The sequence below is a fragment of the Chryseobacterium sp. 3008163 genome, assembly GCF_003669035.1.
Taxonomy (GTDB): Bacteria; Bacteroidota; Bacteroidia; order Flavobacteriales; family Weeksellaceae; genus Chryseobacterium.
Genome location: NZ_CP033070.1, coordinates 3,013,730 through 3,033,185 on the forward strand (window position 1 = coordinate 3,013,730; position 19,456 = coordinate 3,033,185).

Sequence of the window (19,456 nt, forward strand, 5' to 3'; positions counted from 1 at the left end):
AATTATGAGTGCAAAAAAAGGCCTTCATCTTACGCTGAAAATTTGGAGACAAAAAATACAAAAACTAAAGGTCAGTTTGAGACCTATAAAATATCAGATGTTTCTACAGATTCTTCATTTTTGGAGATGTTAGATATTCTGAACGAGAACTTAATCAACGAAGGAAAAGAACCCATCGCTTTTGATCACGACTGTCGTGAGGGAATCTGCGGGATGTGTTCTCTTTACATCAATGGTAGAGCTCATGGTCCAGATACAGGAATTACAACTTGTCAGCTTCACATGAGAATGTTCAAAGACGGTGAAACGATCGTTATCGAACCTTGGAGAAGCGCTGCGTTCCCTGTGATCAAAGATTTAATGGTAGACAGAAGCGCATTCGACAGAGTAATGGCTGCGGGAGGATTTATCTCGGTTAACACTTCAGGAAACACTTTGGATGCGAATGCAATTCCTATTCCTAAAGAAGATGCAGACAAAGCAATGGATGCTGCAGCTTGTATCGGGTGTGGAGCTTGTGTAGCGACTTGTAAAAACGGTTCTGCAATGTTATTCGTTGGAGCTAAAGTTTCTCAGTATGCTCTTTTACCTCAAGGTCGAGTAGAAGCAAAACGTAGAGTTCTGAACATGGTGAAAGCTATGGATGAGGAAGGTTTTGGTAACTGTTCAAACACTGGTGCTTGTGAAGTAGAATGTCCTAAAGGTATTTCTCTTGAGAATATTGCAAGAATGAACAGAGAGTACATGGCTGCTATGGCAGACAGAGGTTAATCTGTTTTAAAAATATATTTAAAATTTCGTCTTCTTCAATGAAGGCGAAATTTTTAGTTAAATCTTTCATAAAATCAATTATTAGATAGCAGTAAGTTTATCGAAAAACTTACTTTTGCTAAATTATTTAAAATCAAAAATGAAAAAATATCTTTTGTTATTTGTCATTGCAATATTTGCAATGTCTTGTTCAAAAAAAGTTGAAGTAAAAGGAAAAATCGCAGGAAGCTCTCCATTAGAAAGAGTAGAATTTGTAGAGGCTTCTGGTGTTGCTACTTTGCCATTAATCAACATGGGCTTAGACAAAGACGGAAATTTCGCAGGAACTTTTGAAGCTCCTAAAAATGGAATGTACGTTATCAACTATGCAGGAAAGCAAAACCTAATCTTCCTTAAAGGCGGACAAACTGTGAACATCTCCGGAAGTGCAGCTACTTTCCCTAATGAGTATGTCGTAACAGGTGATGCTAAAAATGATAATGACTTTTACCAAGCAAGTCAGAAATTTCTTTCTACTTACGGCCAAGGTTTAAACATTCAGGAATTATTAGCTGGTGATGAAGCAAAGTACGTAAAGGCTATGCAGAAAATCGAAGCTGATATCAACAAAAATATCGAAGAGAACGTAAAGAAATTCAACCCGGGTAAAGAAGTGGTTGAATGGAAAAAAACTGATGCTAAAGTTGCTATTCTTAATTTATTGGTAAATTATGAAATGACTAAAAAGCAAATGTCTGGAAATCCTTCTTTCAAAATGGGGAAAGTATTTACAGACTATGAAAATAAATTAAAAGAAAACAATGACGAAATGGTGAAAACAAGCCCTTTCTTCAGACAATATCTTTTAACTAAAATGAGCCCTGATTTCCAAAAATTTGCTGAAGGAAAAAGTAAAGGTAAAACAGATATCACAACTACAGAATTGTTTAATGATTTCTTGAAGTCTCAGAAAGAAGTTTCTCAGATTACTAAAGATTATTTGTTGGCATTCGTAATGGCTCAGTCTGATATTCACCCACAAACTCCTGCTGCAACAACTGATAAAATCAAAAAAATCATCGAAGAAGATATCAAAGATGCTGGTGTAAAAGCAGATGTTAAAAAAATGCAGTTTACCATCAACGGATTCAAAATTGGTGATGATGCTCCAGAAGCTTCATTAGTAAAAGCAGACGGTTCAGCTTACAAATTGAGCGAGAACAAAGGGAAGCCTTACGTATTGGTTTTCTATGCATCTTGGAATCCTTACATCGCAGAAGGTACAATCCCAGTATTGAAAGAAGTAGTGAATTTCTATAAATCTAAAATGAATTTCGTTTTCGTAAATGTTGATGATACAAAAGATCAGTTTACAAAAACTAGCAATTCAATGATGAAAGGAATTCAGGGAACGAATGTTTATGCTGAAGGTGGTCTTAATTCTGACATCGCTAAAAAATACGGAGTTTATGGATTTAAATTGCCAAACTTCATCGTGGTAGACAAAAACGGTAAAATCGCAAGCAGATCTTTTGTTAACTTAGGTGATCAGGATTTGATTACGATCTTAGATAAAGAAACAGGTCTTTCTGCACCAAAGGTTGCTCCTCAACAGCAGATGATGCCTCAAATGAATATGGATCCATCAGCTCAGCCTGCTCCTCCAGTTCAGGAAGCTCCTCAGCAACCGGCTCAGACAAAATAATAAAACTTACACAATAGAAAAAAACCTTGTCTTCGGATAAGGTTTTTTTTATTGTATTTTTGCAAAGCGAAAATAAAAAGCTAATCGGTCAATAGCTCAAACATTTAAAGCTAAATTTTAAACTTTGAATGATAAGCTAATCATGAAAGCTGATTGCTTAGCCATTATATAGTACAGAAAAAATAGAAAATTTACGGGGATAGAAATAGAAAGCTATATCCGTAGCGATAGAAATTGATATGAGAAAGAAGAAAGATGTAATTCTTGAAAATATAAAATTGTTTGCCGCAGGCGCAAAAGGTGTTGCCATAGGAAAAACTGAAGAAGGAAAAACAGTACTGGTTTCAGGAGCAATTCCCGGCGATGTGGTGAATGCAAGAGTGAAAAAGTCAAAATCAAAATATTTTGAGGCAGAAGTAAAAGAAATTGTTGAGAAATCGCCATTCAGAGTTGAGCCAAAATGTATTCACTTCGGAACTTGTGGAGGTTGCAAATGGCAGAATATGAGCTACGAAAAGCAGCTTGACTTTAAACAAGAAGAAGTTTACAATAATATCAAAAGAATTGGCGGAATTGATGATTTCGAAACCGTTCGTATTTTAGGTGCAGAAGAGCAATACTTCTACAGAAACAAGATGGAGTTTTCTTTCTCTAATGCAAGATGGCTGACTCAGTACGAAATCAGTTCTGAAGAAAACTACGGAAGCAGAGATGCGCTTGGTTTTCACATTCCGGGAATGTGGAGCAAGATTTTAGATCTAAAAGAATGCTGGTTGCAGGAAGATCCTTCTAATGCGATTCGTTTGGCTGTAAGAAATTTCGGAATTGAGAACGGATTAGATTTTTTCGATGTCAGAGAGCAAAAAGGTTTTCTGAGAACTTTGATGATGAGACAAAACTCGAAAGGAGAATGGATGGTCTTGTTTCAATTGTACAGAGAAGAAAAAGCAAACCGTACAAAACTTTTTGATTATTTATTAGAACAATTCCCACAGATCAAAACGTTGGTGTATGCCATCAATCCCAAACAGAATGATTCTATTTACGATCTTAATGTAAATACTTATTTTGGTGAAGGATTTTTAATGGAAGAAATGGATGGTCTTAAATTTAAAATCGGCCCAAAATCTTTCTTTCAAACCAATTATAAACAGGCTTTAGAATTATACAGAAAAACACTTGAATTTGCCGACTTAAAAGGTGATGAAGTGGTCTACGATTTATATACAGGAACAGGAACGATTGCACAATATGTTGCCAGAAATGCTAAACACGTTATCGGAATTGAATCGGTACAGGAAGCAATCGATGCAGCCATTGAGCATGCTGAATTAAACGGTTTGACGAACACAACTTTCTACTGTGGAGATATGAAAAACGTTTTCAATGATGAGTTTTTAGAAAATCATCCGAAAGCAGATGTTTTGATTACCGATCCTCCAAGAGACGGAATGCACCAAAAAGTTGTTGAACAAATCCTAAAATTAGCTCCTGAAAAAGTGGTTTATGTAAGCTGTAATTCGGCAACTCAGGCACGAGATTTAGCTTTAATGAAAGACCATTATACTTTAGTCAAAATTTTGCCAGTGGATATGTTCCCACAGACGCATCATGTTGAGAACATTGCATTGTTGGTTAAGAAATAATTATTTTTAAATTTGAATAGACAAATCAGATATTGATATGATAAAAAACTGTAAAACATTCTTATTATTAGCAGCTTTGGTATTCTGCCAGCAAAATTTATTTTCTCAGGAAAAGCCTAAAGATTCGGCTGTTGCGAAAACCGATACGGCAAAAGTAAAAAAAGACGATAAAAAGAAAAGCCTGATTAAGCCATTTAAAGAAATTATTACCGATAAAGCGGTTTCTGATCAGGGAGTTTTTACAGTTCATAAAGTAGACGATAAATATTATTTTGAAATTCCAGATTCGATGTTGAAGAAGGAATTTCTATTGGTGACAAGACTAACAAAAGCTGCCGCTGGAATGCGTTCTGGAACTTCCGGTTATGCTGGAGATCAGATTGGTCAACAGGTAATCGCTTTTGAAAAAGGGCCAAAAGATAAAATCTTGCTACGTTCAATTTCTCACGTTGATTATTCGAAAGATTCTACGTCGCAAATGTATAATTCGGTGACGAGAAACAATGTGCAGTCTATCATTAAATCTTTTGATGTAAAAGCATATGGTGTCAAGAAAAATTCGTCTGTAATTGAAGTTACGGATGTTTTAAATTCTGATAATGAATTGACATCTTTTTCGGTTTGGTCTAAAGATTCTTACAGAGTTGGCGTATTTCAGAAAGACATGTCATTTGTAAATTTTGTTAAATCTTTCCCGACGAATATTGAAATTAATACTACTAAAACTTTCGCGAGAACTTTAGGTAGAGTAACAACCCCGGCAATTCCCGGAATGCCCGCTCCAAAAGTAAGTGGGAATTATACGGTAGAAATTAATTCTTCATTTGTACTTCTTCCGGAAAATAAAATGCAATCAAGATACTTTGACCCGAGAGTTGGATATTTTACAGTGGGTTATACAGATTTCGATCTTGATCCTCAAGGAGTAAAAAAGATTTCTTTGATTAAAAGGTGGCGTCTTGAACCCAAACCTCAGGATGTAGAAAAATATAATAAAGGCGAATTGGTAGAGCCGGCAAAACCGATTGTTTTCTACATTGATCCGGCAACTCCAAAAAAATGGGTTCCTTATTTAATACAGGGAGTCAATGATTGGCAGAAAGCTTTTGAAAAAGCAGGATTTAAAAATGCAATCGTAGCAAAAGTTCCGGATCCGAAAGTAGATACAGAATGGAGCCTTGAAGATGCAAGATTTTCAGCGATTGTTTATAAGCCTTCTGATGTGTCTAATGCTTCAGGACCTTCAATTGCCGATCCTAGAACCGGAGAGATTTTAGAAAGTCATATCAACTGGTATCATAATGTTATGTTGTTGTTGAGAAATTGGTATTTCGTGCAGGCTTCACCAAACGATCCAAGAGCAAGAAAAATTGAATTTGAAGATAAATTAATGGGTGAGTTGATTCGTTTTGTTTCTTCTCATGAAGTTGGGCATACTTTAGGTTTAAGACATAATTACGGTTCAAGTTCAACGGTTCCTGTCGAAAAACTGAGAGATAAAAAATGGCTGGAAAAGAATGGCCACACGCCTTCAATTATGGATTATGCAAGATTTAATTATGTTGCACAACCAGAAGATAATATTGGTGATGCCGGGATTTTCCCAAGAATCGGTGATTATGATGATTGGGCAATAGAGTGGGGATACAAAAGATTCAATCAGTTTAAAACTCCGGATGCAGAAAAAGAATATCTGAATAAATGGGTAATTAAAAATCTGAAAAACGAAAGATTGTGGTTCGGAACAGAAACAAATCCATTAGATCCAAGATCACAAAGTGAACAAGTTGGTGACAATGCAATGATTGCAAGTACTTATGGAATTAAAAACCTTCAGAGAATTGTTGATAATTTAGAAAATTGGACGAAAACTCCAAACGAAGATTATGCAAACCTTGATATGATGTATGATCAGGTGACGAGCCAGTTCAGAAGATACTTAGGTCACGTTTCAAAATACGTCGGTGGACAGATGGAAACTCCGAAAACGGCAGAACAGTCGGGAGCAGTGTATGAAGTTGTTGCTAAAAAAGATCAGAAAGAAGCCATGAAGTTTTTAGATGAAAATATTTTCACAACTCCTCAATGGCTGATAAAAAAAGATATTTTTGAAAAAACCGGAAAAACTCCTGTGAAAACAATTGAAGAAATTCAGAATGGTGTTTTGGGAAGAATTTTGAGCCCGATGGTTCTTCAGAATATGTATCAAATGGAAGCTGTAGAATCTAACACCTATTCTGTGATTGAATTGCTTTCAGATTTAAATACAGCCATTCTTAAAAATGATAATGTAGATATTTACAGAAGAAATCTTCAGAGAAATTATATCGATTCATTAATAAAACTCGTTGATAATAGAGCTTCAGACAAATCAGATGTTTCTGCATTGGTAAGAGGGAATTTAAATACCATTAAAAAAGACCTTTCTGCAAAATCAAGTTCAGACCTGGTGAATAAATACCATTACGAAGATTTGGTTTTCCGTATTGAAAAGGCTTTAGATCCAAAATAATTAAAATGAAAAAATTACTGTCATTCCTTATATTATCTGTCATCATGATTTCCTGTGGCGGAGATGACGACATCTGCGAAAGCGGTGAAGGTACGCCAAGAATGAAAATCATGTTTAAAAATGCCGATAAAATTACCACTTTAGATTCTCTAAAGGTATATGTAGATTATGGAGCGAGAACGGTGGATTTGGGATGGAGCAGAAATACAGATTCTATCTTAGTTCCTCTTCGTGTTGACGATTCTCCATTCACCGATTTGTATGTAAAAAGGACTAAAAAAGGTGATTCATCAAAAGTACGGGTGAGTTACACTACAAAATCAATTTACGTTTCGCCTGGCTGTGGAGCCAAATTAAATTATGAAAACGTAAGCGGACAATTATTAAAAGTAACCCCTGTCATAAAACTAGAATCCGGACAAAACTTTATTGAAAATGAAGACAAAACTAATCTTTACCTCGTTTTTTAGTCTGTTGGGACTGCTTTTTTCTGCGCAGGAAAAAAAGGAAGCCGAAAAAGAAAAATGGAAATACGAACCCAACTTCATGGTTGGGGTAGATGTTTTGAACACCGGAGTTTCATTTTTTTCAGACAGACAATTGTTTCAGGGATTTATTTCATCAAAAATAAAAGGCAACATCCATGCAATCGTAGAAGCAGGATTTGAGAAAAACATCTATCAGAAAAATGGTTACGATGCAACTGCTAACGGTCCGTTTTTCAAAGTTGGTGGTTTTTATATGCTAGCGAGAGATCCTGAAAATGAATTCAACGGTTTCTATGGCGGAGCAAAAATAGGCGGGTCATTTTATACTCAGGAATACTTTGCAATCCCTATCCGAGGTTTTGGTGGAAGCAGTTCATCAGTTTCAATGCCTGCATCTTCCCAATCATCTTTCTGGTTGGAAGGAACGATAGGTGGAAGAGTTCAGTTATTTACCTCAAATTTTTTCATTGATGTCAATATGCAACCGAGATATCTCATGGTGACTTCAAAACAAGATGAAGTTGTGCCTATGATTGTTCCAGGTTTTGGAAGAAGCTCTTCTAAATTTAATATGGGTTTTGCTTGGAGTATTGCATATAAGTTTTAGTATAACTTTTTAGAAATGTGATTTTCTACTTCACATTTTCCTCAATTTTTTGAAGCTCATTATACAAAGCTTCTAATTCTTTAGGTGCTTTACCCTCATCGAAATCAGAAGAATTATATTTTTTATCATCAACAGTGATGATTATTGTACTTGCTAATGCTGCATCAGAATATCTACCAGTTGTTGGCGATTTGTACGTGGATATTTTTTGTAAGTCAATCATTTTAGTAATTTGGAGAATGTTTTTCCATTGCAAAGATGATAATGTTGAAGTTGTTTTTTCGCCGTTTATGTTTTTAGTCAAAGAATTTTTGGCGAAGGTAAATAATCTATTCGTACCTCTTGTTTTCTCTGTCAATTCAATCTTTTTTATGATTTGATTTTCGGTTTTTGTACTAATACTATTCATTAATTGTAAATCTTTTTTCTGTGATAAGCAGCTAATATTTAAAACAAAAGAAATTATTAAAATAAGAAGTGTTTTTGAATTCATTTTTTAAATATAAATAAGTATAAAGATATACAGAAAATTATGCCAGAATATTATTGTATTCCATGTTTTTAGAAATTGTTTTTTATTAATAATTAATCTTAAAATTTATTAGACTTAACCCGTTTATGAAATAATGCATAAGTATGGATTAAATGTCATTATTAATTTAATCAAAAACATTTTCTAGATTAATTCTCAAAAAATTTATTTTTAGGGTAAAACGTTAAATACTATCATAGATATTGAAAAAAGTAATTAAAAAAAGTGTGTAATTACTGAATTGATGTATATTTGGCAAAATTTAAATTAATTTTAAAAATGAAGAAATTTACTGGTTTAAGAGTAGCTGTATTATCTACTTTTCTTACGATTGGAGTATATCATGCTCAAATAGTAAAGGGATCCAAGAATGCTGAATTTAAAGAAAAATCTTTCGGAGATACATCCAACCCTTCTGGTTATGAGAGATGCTCAACTGTTGACTATGAGAATTTTCTTAGAGAAAGTTTTCCAGGAAGAATGACAACGGAGCAATTTGAATCTTGGCTTGCGCCTTTAGTGAAGAACGCTAAAGCAAATAAATCTCAATCTGGAAATATTGTTACGATACCTGTAGTTGTTCACGTTATTCATAGTGGTCAGGCCTATGGTGTTGCACAGAATATTGTCGATGAGCAGGTAATGTCTCAAATTACTGTAATGAATAATGATTTCCGTAGATTAACAGGAACACCAGGGTTTAATAGTAATGTTGTAGGTGCAGATACCCAGATTCAATTTGCTCTGGCAAAAGTGGATCCTAACGGGAATCCGACAAATGGTATTGATAGAGTTAATCTTTGTCAGGCATCTTGGACTAGACAGCAAGTAGAACAATTTGTAAAACCAGAAACAAGCTGGGATACTACACAATATATGAATATGTGGAGTGTGAATTTCCCAAGTAACTCAAGCATTTTAGGCTACGCTCAATTTCCTGATTCTAACCTTGCAGGTTTAGATCCAGTAGGTGGTGATTATTATACGGATGGTGTTGTAGCTAGATATGGTACTTTTGGAAGTACTGATTATGATGTGGATGGTACATTTTCTATGATTACTGGATATGATAAAGGAAGGACTATGACTCACGAGGTCGGTCACTTTTTAGGATTAAGACATATTTGGGGAGATCAAGCATGTGGAACAGATTATTGTACAGACACTCCAACAGCTCATATGGAAAATTATGTATGTAATCCGGCTATAGCAAGTTGTGATAATCCAGCTGTTTTTGAAATGGTAGAAAATTACATGGATTACACTAATGATGCCTGTATGAACATCTTTACAATTGATCAAAAAGCTAGAATTACAGCTGTTATGAATAATTCTCCTAGGAGATTAGAGCTTAAAACATCTACGAAAGATATTGCGATTCCTTTATTTGCAAATGATGCAGAAGTAAAGATTGAGAGAGAATGTGCAACTATTTCTTGCTCAACGGTAGCACAAAGTCCTAAAATTTCACTTTATAATAGAGGAACAAGTGCATTGACTTCCGCAGTAATTACTTATACTATAAATGGTAACTCTCAAACACTCAACTGGACAGGTAATTTGGCTCAAGATAAATATCAAATTGTAACGCTTCCAATGGGTGCAAGTACACTTGGGGGACAATTAAATATAAATGTTACTTCTGTAAATGGTACAGCAGATCAGAGATCATCTAACAGTAATCTAACAGTTAACTATCTTGGTGCTCCTGCTAGAGTTGATGCAAACGTAGTTTTTAATCTTCAATTAGATCCTTATGGAGCTGAAGTTAGTTGGAATTTAAAAAATAGTTCGGGAGTAACAGTTTACAGTGGTTCAGCTTATCCAAGTACTAATACGAGCCTTCCAGCATTACAAACTTTTAATTGGACACTAAATCCTTTGGAGTGTTATACATTTACCATAAATGATGGTTTTGGTGATGGTATTTATCAATGGGGTGGTTATTATAATATAAAAACACAATCTGGAGCTACCCTTATAACTGGTTCTCATTATAGCCTAACTCAAACTAGACTTCTTAAGGCTCAAGTTTTAGGAACTAATGAAGTTATTAAAGAGACGTTTGCGTTATATCCAAATCCAGCTGACGATATTTTAAATATTACAAAAGTTTCTAACAAAGCTAAATATGAAATTCATAATGCAGTTGGACAAATTGTAAAAGCAGGTGAGATTAATAATAATCAAGTGAGAGTTGCTGAATTGGTAAAAGGAACTTATATTATTACAATCAATGACAGAGATATCTCTGAAAGTATTAAGTTTATTAAAAAATAATAAAAGTTTTTATCATACTAAAATCCCTAGTTTTTCTAGGGATTTTTTGTTTATGCTAGTGTTGTTGGTTAAATTTTACTTTTTTATTACTTAATCGATATGAAACTGCTATATTTGGAAAAATAAAAATAATTCAATTATATGAAAAAACTCATTACTGCTTTATTTTGTAGTATGATTGGTGCTTCAGCTTTTGCTCAGTGGGTACCTACTACCTATTCAAGTGTTCCCAAACGGGCAGGTGATGTGAAAGCCACGTCAGTAGAAAGTTATTACACGCTGGATTTAGCTAAAATCAGATTACAGTTAAGAAATGCACACGAAATGGGATCTACAGCACAAGCTGTCGAGATTTCATTACCTACTTTATCTGGAAAAGTAGAAAAATTTTCAGTGTATAGTTCTCCTGTATTTGCAAAAGATTTGGCTGACCAATATCAGTTAGGCTCTTATGTAGGTGTCGGAATCGATGATCCTACAAAATTTTTAAGATTTTCTGTTGCTCCAACAGATTTTCAATCAATGATTATCAAGGGTGGAGAATATGAGTTCATTGAACCTGCAAATGCAGACAAAACAGTGTATAGAGTACACCCAAAATCTCAAAAAATGAATTCGGATTTTTATGCTCTACACAGGAAGCTCCTTCTGCTGTAAAACAAATTGATAACTTACTTCAACGTGGTAAATCTTTTTCAAATCAACCAACTACTTTTAATAAAAGTTACGATAAGAAGTATCGAACAATGAAGTTGGCAATGTCGACAACAGCTGAATATACGAATTTTTTTGGAGGTGTAACAGGTGCATTAACTCAGATCAACGCAACAATTACTAGGGTAAATGGTGTTTTTGAAAAAGACTTTGCACTACATTTAAATATATTAAGTTACCCTCAGCTTATTTACACTAATGCTTCTACAGATCCTTATGCTACTGTTACAGACCCGAATGCACCACCAGGGTCTTGGAATACTTCTCTAAGAGATGTATTGGCAAGTGTTGTTGGTCAGGCTAATTATGATGTAGGACATTTATTTGGTGCTTCTGGCGGCGGTGGAAATGCAGGTTGTATTGGCTGTGTGTGTATGAGCCCGGTAGGTACTGGTTATGATCCTGTAGTAGGTTATGGTAAAGGATCGGGAATTACCTCTCCGGCAACTGGATCTGTAAATCCAACTGCGGCAAATCCTCCTTCTGGAGATAACTTTGATATTGACTATGTTGCTCACGAATTAGGACATCAATTAGGTGCTAATCATACTTTTGCACATACTATGCAGGGCGCGATTTCTCAGATGGAACCAGGTTCTGGATCTACAATTATGGGATATGCAGGTATTACTGGTGGAGCAAACACCGATGTTCAGCCACATTCAGATCCTTATTTCCATGTAATCAGCTTAGATCAGGTAAATGAAAATTTGATAAATAAAACATGTGACGTAGAAACTACTATTACAAATAATCCTCCTGTAATAGCTGATATGGCAACATATAGTATTCCTAAGGGAACGGCGTTTGTGCTTACAGCTTCAGCGACTGATCCTGAGAACGACCCTATGACATATACATGGGAAGAAGTTGATAATGCAGGTGTTGTTATTACTAGAACAAACTTAGGAACTACTGCTTCAGGAGCTACATTCAGATCAGTCAGCCCAACGACAAGCCCAGCTCGTTATTTCCCTAAATTAGAAACCGTATTAAATGGTCTAGTAGATAATAGTAATACTACATGGGAATCTGTTTCTAAAGTAGCAAGAACTACAAACTTTGCAGTTACTGTAAGAGATAATAGTCCTATTGCAACGCAGCAACAAGCAGATTATAATTTTCAACAAATTGTTGTCGGAAATGATGGCCCGTTTAAGGTCATTAGTCAATATGCAAATGGTGGTGTTTCAACTCCAATAGATTGGGCGGTTTCAAATACTAATACAGCTCCATATAATGTTACAGATGTCAAAATTGATTATACGACAAATAATGGTGCTTCTTGGGTTGTTGTAACAAATTCTACTCCTAATGATGGTAGTGAAAATTTTATTTTTCCAGCTGCATTAAATGGACAAGTTATTAAATTGAGAATTTCATCTATTAACAATGTATTCTATGCAATTGGTCAAATAACTGTTGCTGCATTCGCTCCATGTGATGGCTCTGCTCCTACTGGAGTTGTTGCAAGTAATATCACTCCAAGTGGGGCAGTTATTAGTTGGACCCCAGTTTCCAATGCTACTTACACAATTAGATATAGAGTTGTGGGGCAAACTACTTGGTTACAAACGACCTCTACTTCTCCAACTGTAACATTGACAGGCTTGAATGATGCTTCAACATACGAAGTACAAATTTCAGCTACTTGTGCGGGTACTCCGGGGGCTTATTCTGCTTCTACTAATTTTTCAACTACAGCTGTACCATATTGTGCTTCAGTAAGTAGTAGTGGACAATTAAATTATATTTCTAATTTGACATTGGCTACTGTAAATAATACGACAGGTGGTACTACATATTCAAACTTTACAACCAACAGTGCGTTGCAAGTGAACTTGGTGCCTAATAGTACGAATAATTCTTTGAGTGTTTCTTTGACTACTACTTCAGCAAATGCTGCAGTTAACGGAATGGCTGTATGGATTGATTTCAATAAAAATGGTGTTTTTGATGCTAGTGAAAGAGTTCTAAATATGCCAGCACAAGCTTTGCCACTTGGTGTAACTACGAAAACGGCTGTGTTTTCAGTTCCGGCAACAGCAGTTACAAATTCTTCATTAAGAATGAGAATCGTGACTGTGTTATTGACTCCTCAGTCTGTTGGTGCTAGTATTCCAGATTCTTTTGCATGTGGATCTTTCCCGAATGGCGAGGTAGAAGATTATAATGTTGTAGTTGCGTCTCCTTTGAGTACAAACGAAACATCAGGTGCCAATAATGGTATCCAAATATATCCAAACCCGGCAAGTGATATTTTAAATGTTACTAAAGTTTCAGACAAAGCTACATACAAAATTTATAGTGCAGCTGGTCAGTTAGTTGGTAATGGAAGTATTAGCAATGGAAAAATTAATGTATCTTCATTAATCAAAGGAGCTTATGTAATTTCAATCGACGACAAAGGGAAAGATAGTTTCAATTCTAAATTCATTAAGAAATAACAAAACATCTTAATACTTAATAAATCCTCAGTTTTTGCTGGGGATTTTTTTTATTATGTAATCATAAGTTAAGTTTAAGTGTAGTTGTAATAAAAAAAAATGCCAAAAATATCAGCAAATAACAAAAAATGATTAGATTTGTATTTAATAAAATAAATATAGCCTATGAGGAAATCCTTTACTTTTTTATTAAATCCTAGTCGTTTCATGAAAATAAGTTTGATAAATAGACTTAAATCATGTGATAGGTATACAACCAGTCTGTTATCTAGCAATAATTATTGTGTTTTAAGAACAAATAGTGCTCATGATTTTACAGATTCTTTAAATGGTAAAATTATAAATTACCTTAGTATCCAATTTTATTTTAATATTTAATATTATGAAGAAACTTCTACTCATGTGTCAATTACTTTATGGCGCATTTCTCATGGCCCAAGTCAACTATACGCAAGACTGGACGGCCACGGGACTTAGTAACTGGACATCCACAAGCAGTGTTTTTTCTAGAGATGCTACCGCAAACCAAATTTGTGGTACTACCGGAGGAACCATAAGAGGAAACAGATACAGTGGGAATGCAGGAGATTTTACATCTCCAAATATTCCTGGTAATAACCAAGGGGTCGTAACCATGTCGTTTGATTATAAAATTACGAATTGGTCTGCCGGAACTGTTGCTACTCCAGCAGCAACTATTGGTACAATAGCTGTACAATATTCAAACAACATGGGTGGTCCATGGACTACTGCCTACACTGTAAACTCAACAAATCACATAACAGCTAATACCTGTGCGACGAGAACGATAACATTCAGTCCATTGGCGGGTAATTTATATGTGAGATTTTACGTTCAGTCTGGTACAAACGATAGCTACTATTATTTTGATAATGTTGTAATGTCTCAAGGGGCAGCACCATCTTGTTTAGCTCCATTTAATCTTACTTTGGTTAACGTGTCAGCAACAAATGCAAATATCTCTTGGACTGCTCCTACACCAGCGCCGGCAAACGGTTATGATATCTATTACAATACAACGGGTGTAGCTCCTATTGCGACTACTCCGCTAAATGCAACCAATTCTGTACAAAGTGCTACTACCACTGCGAATATCACAGGATTGACGCCTATCACTACATATTATGTATGGGTGAGAGCAAAATGTACTGGTACCGATTTAAGTACGTGGACACCGATGCCGTCATTCATGACTTTATGTGTGCCCGTAAATGCATTACCTTGGATAGAGAATTTCGATTCTATGACAACTTTAGGTGCTGGAATTTTACCTCCTTGTTGGAAAAATGTCACAGGAACTAGTGCATGGACATCATCAAATGCAGTATTTTCTACAACATCTCCAGGTCCTAGATCTGCGCCAAATTATGTCAGAATACAATATGGTAATACAAATGCGAGCCAATTATGGACTCCAGGATTTGCATTAACGGCAGGAACTACTTATGAATTTTCATACTATTATCATACTGGTGGAACTACTAGTTCTCTAATCGGTTATACAGGTAATGTTTTGGTGAATACTTCACAATCTATGACTGGGGCTACAAATCTAGGTACATTTATCACTGCAACACAAGGTACGAGTGCTTATACTCAATATAAAGTATATTATACTCCTACAACTACAGGAACATATAATTTTGCTGTGAACACATCATCTAATTTCACCCCTTGGTATATGGGTGTTGATGATTTCCGACTAAGAGTCGCTCCTACATGTATAGAGCCTTTAGGGGTTATTTCTACTGCAGTGACAGGGAATACAGCTAGTATATCATGGAATCCGCCTACAACACAGCCTGCAAATGGATACCAAATCTATTATAGTACTACCAATACTCCTCCTCCTACAGCTCAAATAGTGGGTGTACCAGGTACGAGTACAAGTTATACAATTCCAGGTTTAGCTCCTAGTACCACATATAATATTTGGGTTAGAGCAATTTGTAGTGGTACAGATCAAAGTGATTTATCAGAACCTGTATCTGTAATGACAACTCAGATTCCTGCTACACTACCATATATTCAAAACTTTACTACAGGTAATGATCTTGGGTTATTAAATGGCACTCAGACCAATAAATGGGTTCGTGGTAATGCTACAGGAAACCCTGCTCAATCATTATATATATCAAATGATAATGGCGTAACTAATGCTTACACACATACAACAAGTACTGTACAGGCATATAGAGATATTACAATTCCTAATGGTACAACGATAGCAACTTTTTCTTTTGATTGGAAAGGGCAAGGGGAAGGAACGACTTTCAAGTATGATTACTTGCAAGTATGGTTAGTTCCTTCTAATTTTTTACCAACTCCGGGAACTTTAATTACCGCAGGTACTGGAAGAGTATTAATAGGACAATATAACCTTCAAGGTACATGGCAGTCCTACTCGAATGCAAACTTGAATTTATCTGCTTTTGCAGGTACTGTGATGCGTTTAGTATTTGAATGGAGAAACGATGGTGGTGGTGGAACTCAGCCTCCAGCTGCAATAGATAATATTGTGTTAAGAGTTTGTAGTACAGCTACACCTGTAGTTACTGTTACAGCAGCTTCTGTTACACATAATTCAGCTACTATTACATGGCCACAAGATACTGGCGGTGCAGACTATAAAATCAGATATAGACCGGTAGGTACTACTACATGGTTGCCTGTAGCCGGTCCTATTGATGTGGCTGCTGTACCTGGTACTACTCAAACATATACCTTTGCTGGTACTCTTTTACCTGTGACAACTTATGAAGTAGAAGTTGCAGCGGTATGTAACAGTGGAAATACTATTGGCGTTTATTCAAATAATGTCTTTACAACAAAATGTGACCCTACACCTCCAAATGTTGTAATTTCTAACATTACTGCTACATCGGCTTTAGTGACATGGAATCCACTTGTTGCAAACGCATCTTATGAATTAAGGTGGAGAATTGTTGGTACTCCTGGTTGGTTCGCTCCTACAGGCGGAACACCTCAGCCTCCTTTAAACAGTTATACACTTCCAAATTTGACTTCATTCACAACTTATGAAGTGCAAGTGAGAAGTAGATGTAACGGAACAACGATTGACAATCCTTGGTCAAACCCTCAAGTATTTACTACGGTAAGAGTTTGTGAGATACCTCCTCCAGGATTGACAATTACTACATTAACACCTACAAGTGCTGAAGTAGTATGGGATGCCTTTACAGGTGCAGGAGCGACAGGAAGTTATATTTTAAAATACAGAAAAGTAGGAATTCCAAGTTGGACGACTATTAATGTTAATACAAATACTTATACATTAACTGGATTATTAGAATTAACTAAATACGAAATGCAGGTAGCAAATGTATGTAGTGGAACTCCGGGTAACTTTACCCCTCCTTACTACTTTACAACACCGACTGTGGTTTATTGCCAGATGACTGCTACGACACTATCAGAATACTTTATTAATAAAGTTACTGTTAAGCCGACAGGTAAGCTAGAAATGGTCAATGAAGATCTTACTGGAGGTACGTATTCTGACTTTACTGCAATTCCTGCGAAGTATATTGAATTAATTCAAGGTTCTACAGGTAATCAGATTACAGTTGACAAAACAGTAGGTACATCTCCTACAGGGGTAGCAGTTTGGATCGACTTCAACAGAAATGGATATTTCGATTTAAATGAAAGAATCATGGCTGATGGACCAAACATTAATCCTTCAGTATCTGCAACATTCAATGTACCAGCTGATGCATTTGTAAGTATGACAGATTACAAATATGTAAGAATGAGAGTAGCAATGGCGAAAGATGAAATTCCGGTAAATTGCGTAAGCTTCCAAAACGGTGAAGTTGAAGATTATACGGTAAGAATATCTAAGCCAGGTGTTGCAAATGCTCTTAACCAAACGGAAATTTTAATTTATCCGAATCCGGTAAGCACAGTTTTAAATGTAAAAAATATCAGCAAAAAAGCGAATTATAAAATTTACAGTGCTGCAGGACAAGTGGTATCAAGCGGATTAATCTTAAACAATAAGATTGATGTAAGCAGACTAATCAACGGAGTTTATGTTATTGACATAGAAGACGCTCAGGGTACTGCTCAGAAGAAATTTATTAAAGAATAATTTAAATAATAAATTCTAAATACAGAATAAGCTCTCAGAAATGAGAGCTTATTTTTTTGTGATCTTAGATAATTAGGCATAAAAAAACCGCTGATAATTCAACGGTTTTTATTTGTAATGTGCTAATTATAATTATTCAATTTCAAAAATAATTTTTTCAGTCTGCTCTTTTAAATCATCCAGATTAGTATTGTTATAAATAACGTAATCAGCTAATTTTATCTTGTCCTTTTCAGGCATTTGATTATTCATTACGGTCTCCACTTCACGGTAGGTTTTGGAGTCTCTATCCATCACTCTTTTAAGTCTTATATTGTCTTCTGCGGTTACCAAAAGAGATTTGTAGCATTGAAGATTAAGCTTTAATTCAAACAACAAAGCGGTTTCTTTAAAAACCAGATATTTGGTTTGCTTGCGTACCCATTCCTCAAAATCTAAACGTACTGCGGGATGAATAATTCCATTCAACTGAAGTAACAACTCTTCATCATTGAAAACTTTTCCGGCAACGAATTTCCTATTGTAAATGTTATTTTCATCATAAGAATCTGCACCCAGAAGTTCTTTGATTTTATTCTTTACGACTTCGTTGTCATTCACAATTGTTTTAGCTCTGTCATCAGAATAATAAACCGGAAAACCGCAGTCTTCTATGTACTGAGCTACTGTTGTTTTACCGGAACCAATTCCACCGGTAAGACCTATTATTTTCGAGGCAGAATCAGGCTCTGCTTTTTGAGTTTCTGCAAGTAATTCTTCCATAATTAATAACCAAAAACTTCATTAAAACTAAATGTTTCATCTAAACGCACTCCTTTTTCAGTCATTTTAAGGCTGGCCAATTCGTTATGAGCATCATGCTCAAAGAATAATAAATAGTCATTATCTACACATTGCTTCAAAAACTTTGCTTTCTCTTCAATGGTCAATAATGGTCTTGTATCATAACCCATCACATACACTTGTGGAATATGTCCTGCAGTAGGAATTAAATCGGCTGCAAAAACAATGGTTTTTTCCTGATATTGAATCACCGGTAGCATTTGTTTTTCGGTATGACCATCCACAAAGATAACATCCATTTTAAGGTCTGGTGAGAAACCGTAATTTCCGTTAACCGGAAGAGGTAAAAACCCAAGCTGCCCGCTTTCCTGAATAGGTAAAATGTTTTCCTTTAAAAAGCTTGCCTTTTCTCTTGCGTTTGGCTCTGTTGCCCATTGCCAATGATTTTCATTCGTCCAGAACTGAGCATTTTTAAAGGCAGGTCTGTAGCCTGTTTTATCATCATTCCATTCGATGGCACCACCGCAATGGTCAAAATGTAAGTGTGTAAAAAATACGTCGGTAATGTCTTCTTTTACAAAACCATATTTCTTTAAATTTTTATCTAAACTGTCATCGCCCCAAAGAGAGTAGTGGCCGAAGAATTTGTCATCTTGCTTGTTGCCGAGGCCGCAGTCTACGAGAATAAGCTTTTTGCCGTCTTCAATGAGTAAAGAACGGGTTCCTAATTCAATTAAATTTCTTTCGTCTGCCGGATTGGTTTTTTCCCACAGACTTTTCGGGACGACTCCAAACATGGCTCCGCCGTCGAGCTTGAATTTTCCGCATTGGATAGGATATAGTTTCATATAGTATAT

Annotated in this window: 12 protein-coding genes and 1 pseudogene; 10 read left to right on the forward strand and 3 right to left on the reverse strand. The window is 35.5% G+C overall.

Going from position 1 to position 19,456, the window contains the following annotated elements:
• Positions 1-4 precede the first annotated feature (4 nt).
• The 6 genes and pseudogenes from EAG08_RS13770 (at position 5) to EAG08_RS13795 (ending at position 7,708) form a co-directional block, all read left to right on the forward strand.
• Positions 5-771 (forward strand): annotated as a pseudogene (locus EAG08_RS13770) (succinate dehydrogenase/fumarate reductase iron-sulfur subunit).
• 139 nt (positions 772-910) lie between these two features.
• Complete coding sequence (locus EAG08_RS13775) at positions 911-2,455, forward strand: TlpA family protein disulfide reductase (protein WP_129535943.1); 1,545 nt, start codon at positions 911-913, stop codon at positions 2,453-2,455.
• A gap of 239 nt (positions 2,456-2,694) precedes the next feature.
• Positions 2,695-4,101: a 23S rRNA (uracil(1939)-C(5))-methyltransferase RlmD gene (gene rlmD / locus EAG08_RS13780; protein ID WP_129535944.1), complete on the forward strand. Its 1,407-nt coding sequence runs from the start codon at positions 2,695-2,697 to the stop codon at positions 4,099-4,101.
• Between the two features lie 37 nt (positions 4,102-4,138).
• Complete coding sequence (locus EAG08_RS13785; RefSeq protein ID WP_129535945.1) at positions 4,139-6,613, forward strand: zinc-dependent metalloprotease; 2,475 nt, start codon at positions 4,139-4,141, stop codon at positions 6,611-6,613.
• Between the two features lie 5 nt (positions 6,614-6,618).
• Positions 6,619-7,083, forward strand: a complete 465-nt coding sequence (locus tag EAG08_RS13790; protein WP_228446577.1) for a hypothetical protein — start codon at positions 6,619-6,621, stop codon at positions 7,081-7,083.
• Positions 7,049-7,708 carry a DUF6048 family protein gene (locus EAG08_RS13795; protein WP_129535947.1) on the forward strand — a complete coding sequence of 220 codons (660 nt, stop codon included), beginning with the start codon at positions 7,049-7,051 and terminating at the stop codon, positions 7,706-7,708. The genes EAG08_RS13790 and EAG08_RS13795 overlap by 35 nt, the downstream gene beginning before the upstream one ends.
• 25 nt (positions 7,709-7,733) lie before the next feature.
• Here EAG08_RS13795 and EAG08_RS13800 read toward each other — a convergent pair whose 3' ends face one another.
• A complete protein-coding gene (locus EAG08_RS13800; protein WP_129535948.1) occupies positions 7,734-8,201 on the reverse strand; it encodes a hypothetical protein in 468 nt (155 codons plus the stop codon).
• A 291-nt stretch (positions 8,202-8,492) separates the two neighbouring features.
• Between EAG08_RS13800 and EAG08_RS13805 the strand changes: the two genes are divergently transcribed.
• From EAG08_RS13805 to EAG08_RS13815, 4 genes are all read left to right on the forward strand, one after another.
• Positions 8,493-10,520: a M43 family zinc metalloprotease gene (locus EAG08_RS13805; RefSeq protein WP_129535949.1), complete on the forward strand. Its 2,028-nt coding sequence runs from the start codon at positions 8,493-8,495 to the stop codon at positions 10,518-10,520.
• A gap of 141 nt (positions 10,521-10,661) precedes the next feature.
• On the forward strand, positions 10,662-11,177 hold the full coding sequence (locus EAG08_RS22210) for a hypothetical protein (protein ID WP_228446578.1): 516 nt from the start codon (positions 10,662-10,664) through the stop codon (positions 11,175-11,177).
• 89 nt (positions 11,178-11,266) lie between these two features.
• Complete coding sequence (locus EAG08_RS13810; RefSeq protein ID WP_228446579.1) at positions 11,267-13,681, forward strand: reprolysin-like metallopeptidase; 2,415 nt, start codon at positions 11,267-11,269, stop codon at positions 13,679-13,681.
• 382 nt (positions 13,682-14,063) lie between these two features.
• Positions 14,064-17,816 (forward strand): fibronectin type III domain-containing protein, encoded by a 3,753-nt coding sequence (locus tag EAG08_RS13815; protein WP_129535950.1) that lies wholly within the window; start codon positions 14,064-14,066, stop codon positions 17,814-17,816.
• Between the two features lie 132 nt (positions 17,817-17,948).
• Here EAG08_RS13815 and coaE read toward each other — a convergent pair whose 3' ends face one another.
• Positions 17,949-18,578: a dephospho-CoA kinase gene (gene coaE, locus EAG08_RS13820; RefSeq protein ID WP_129535951.1), complete on the reverse strand. Its 630-nt coding sequence runs from the start codon at positions 18,576-18,578 to the stop codon at positions 17,949-17,951.
• A 2-nt stretch (positions 18,579-18,580) separates the two neighbouring features.
• A complete protein-coding gene (locus EAG08_RS13825; RefSeq protein ID WP_129535952.1) occupies positions 18,581-19,447 on the reverse strand; it encodes an MBL fold metallo-hydrolase in 867 nt (288 codons plus the stop codon).
• Positions 19,448-19,456: the final 9 nt, after the last annotated feature.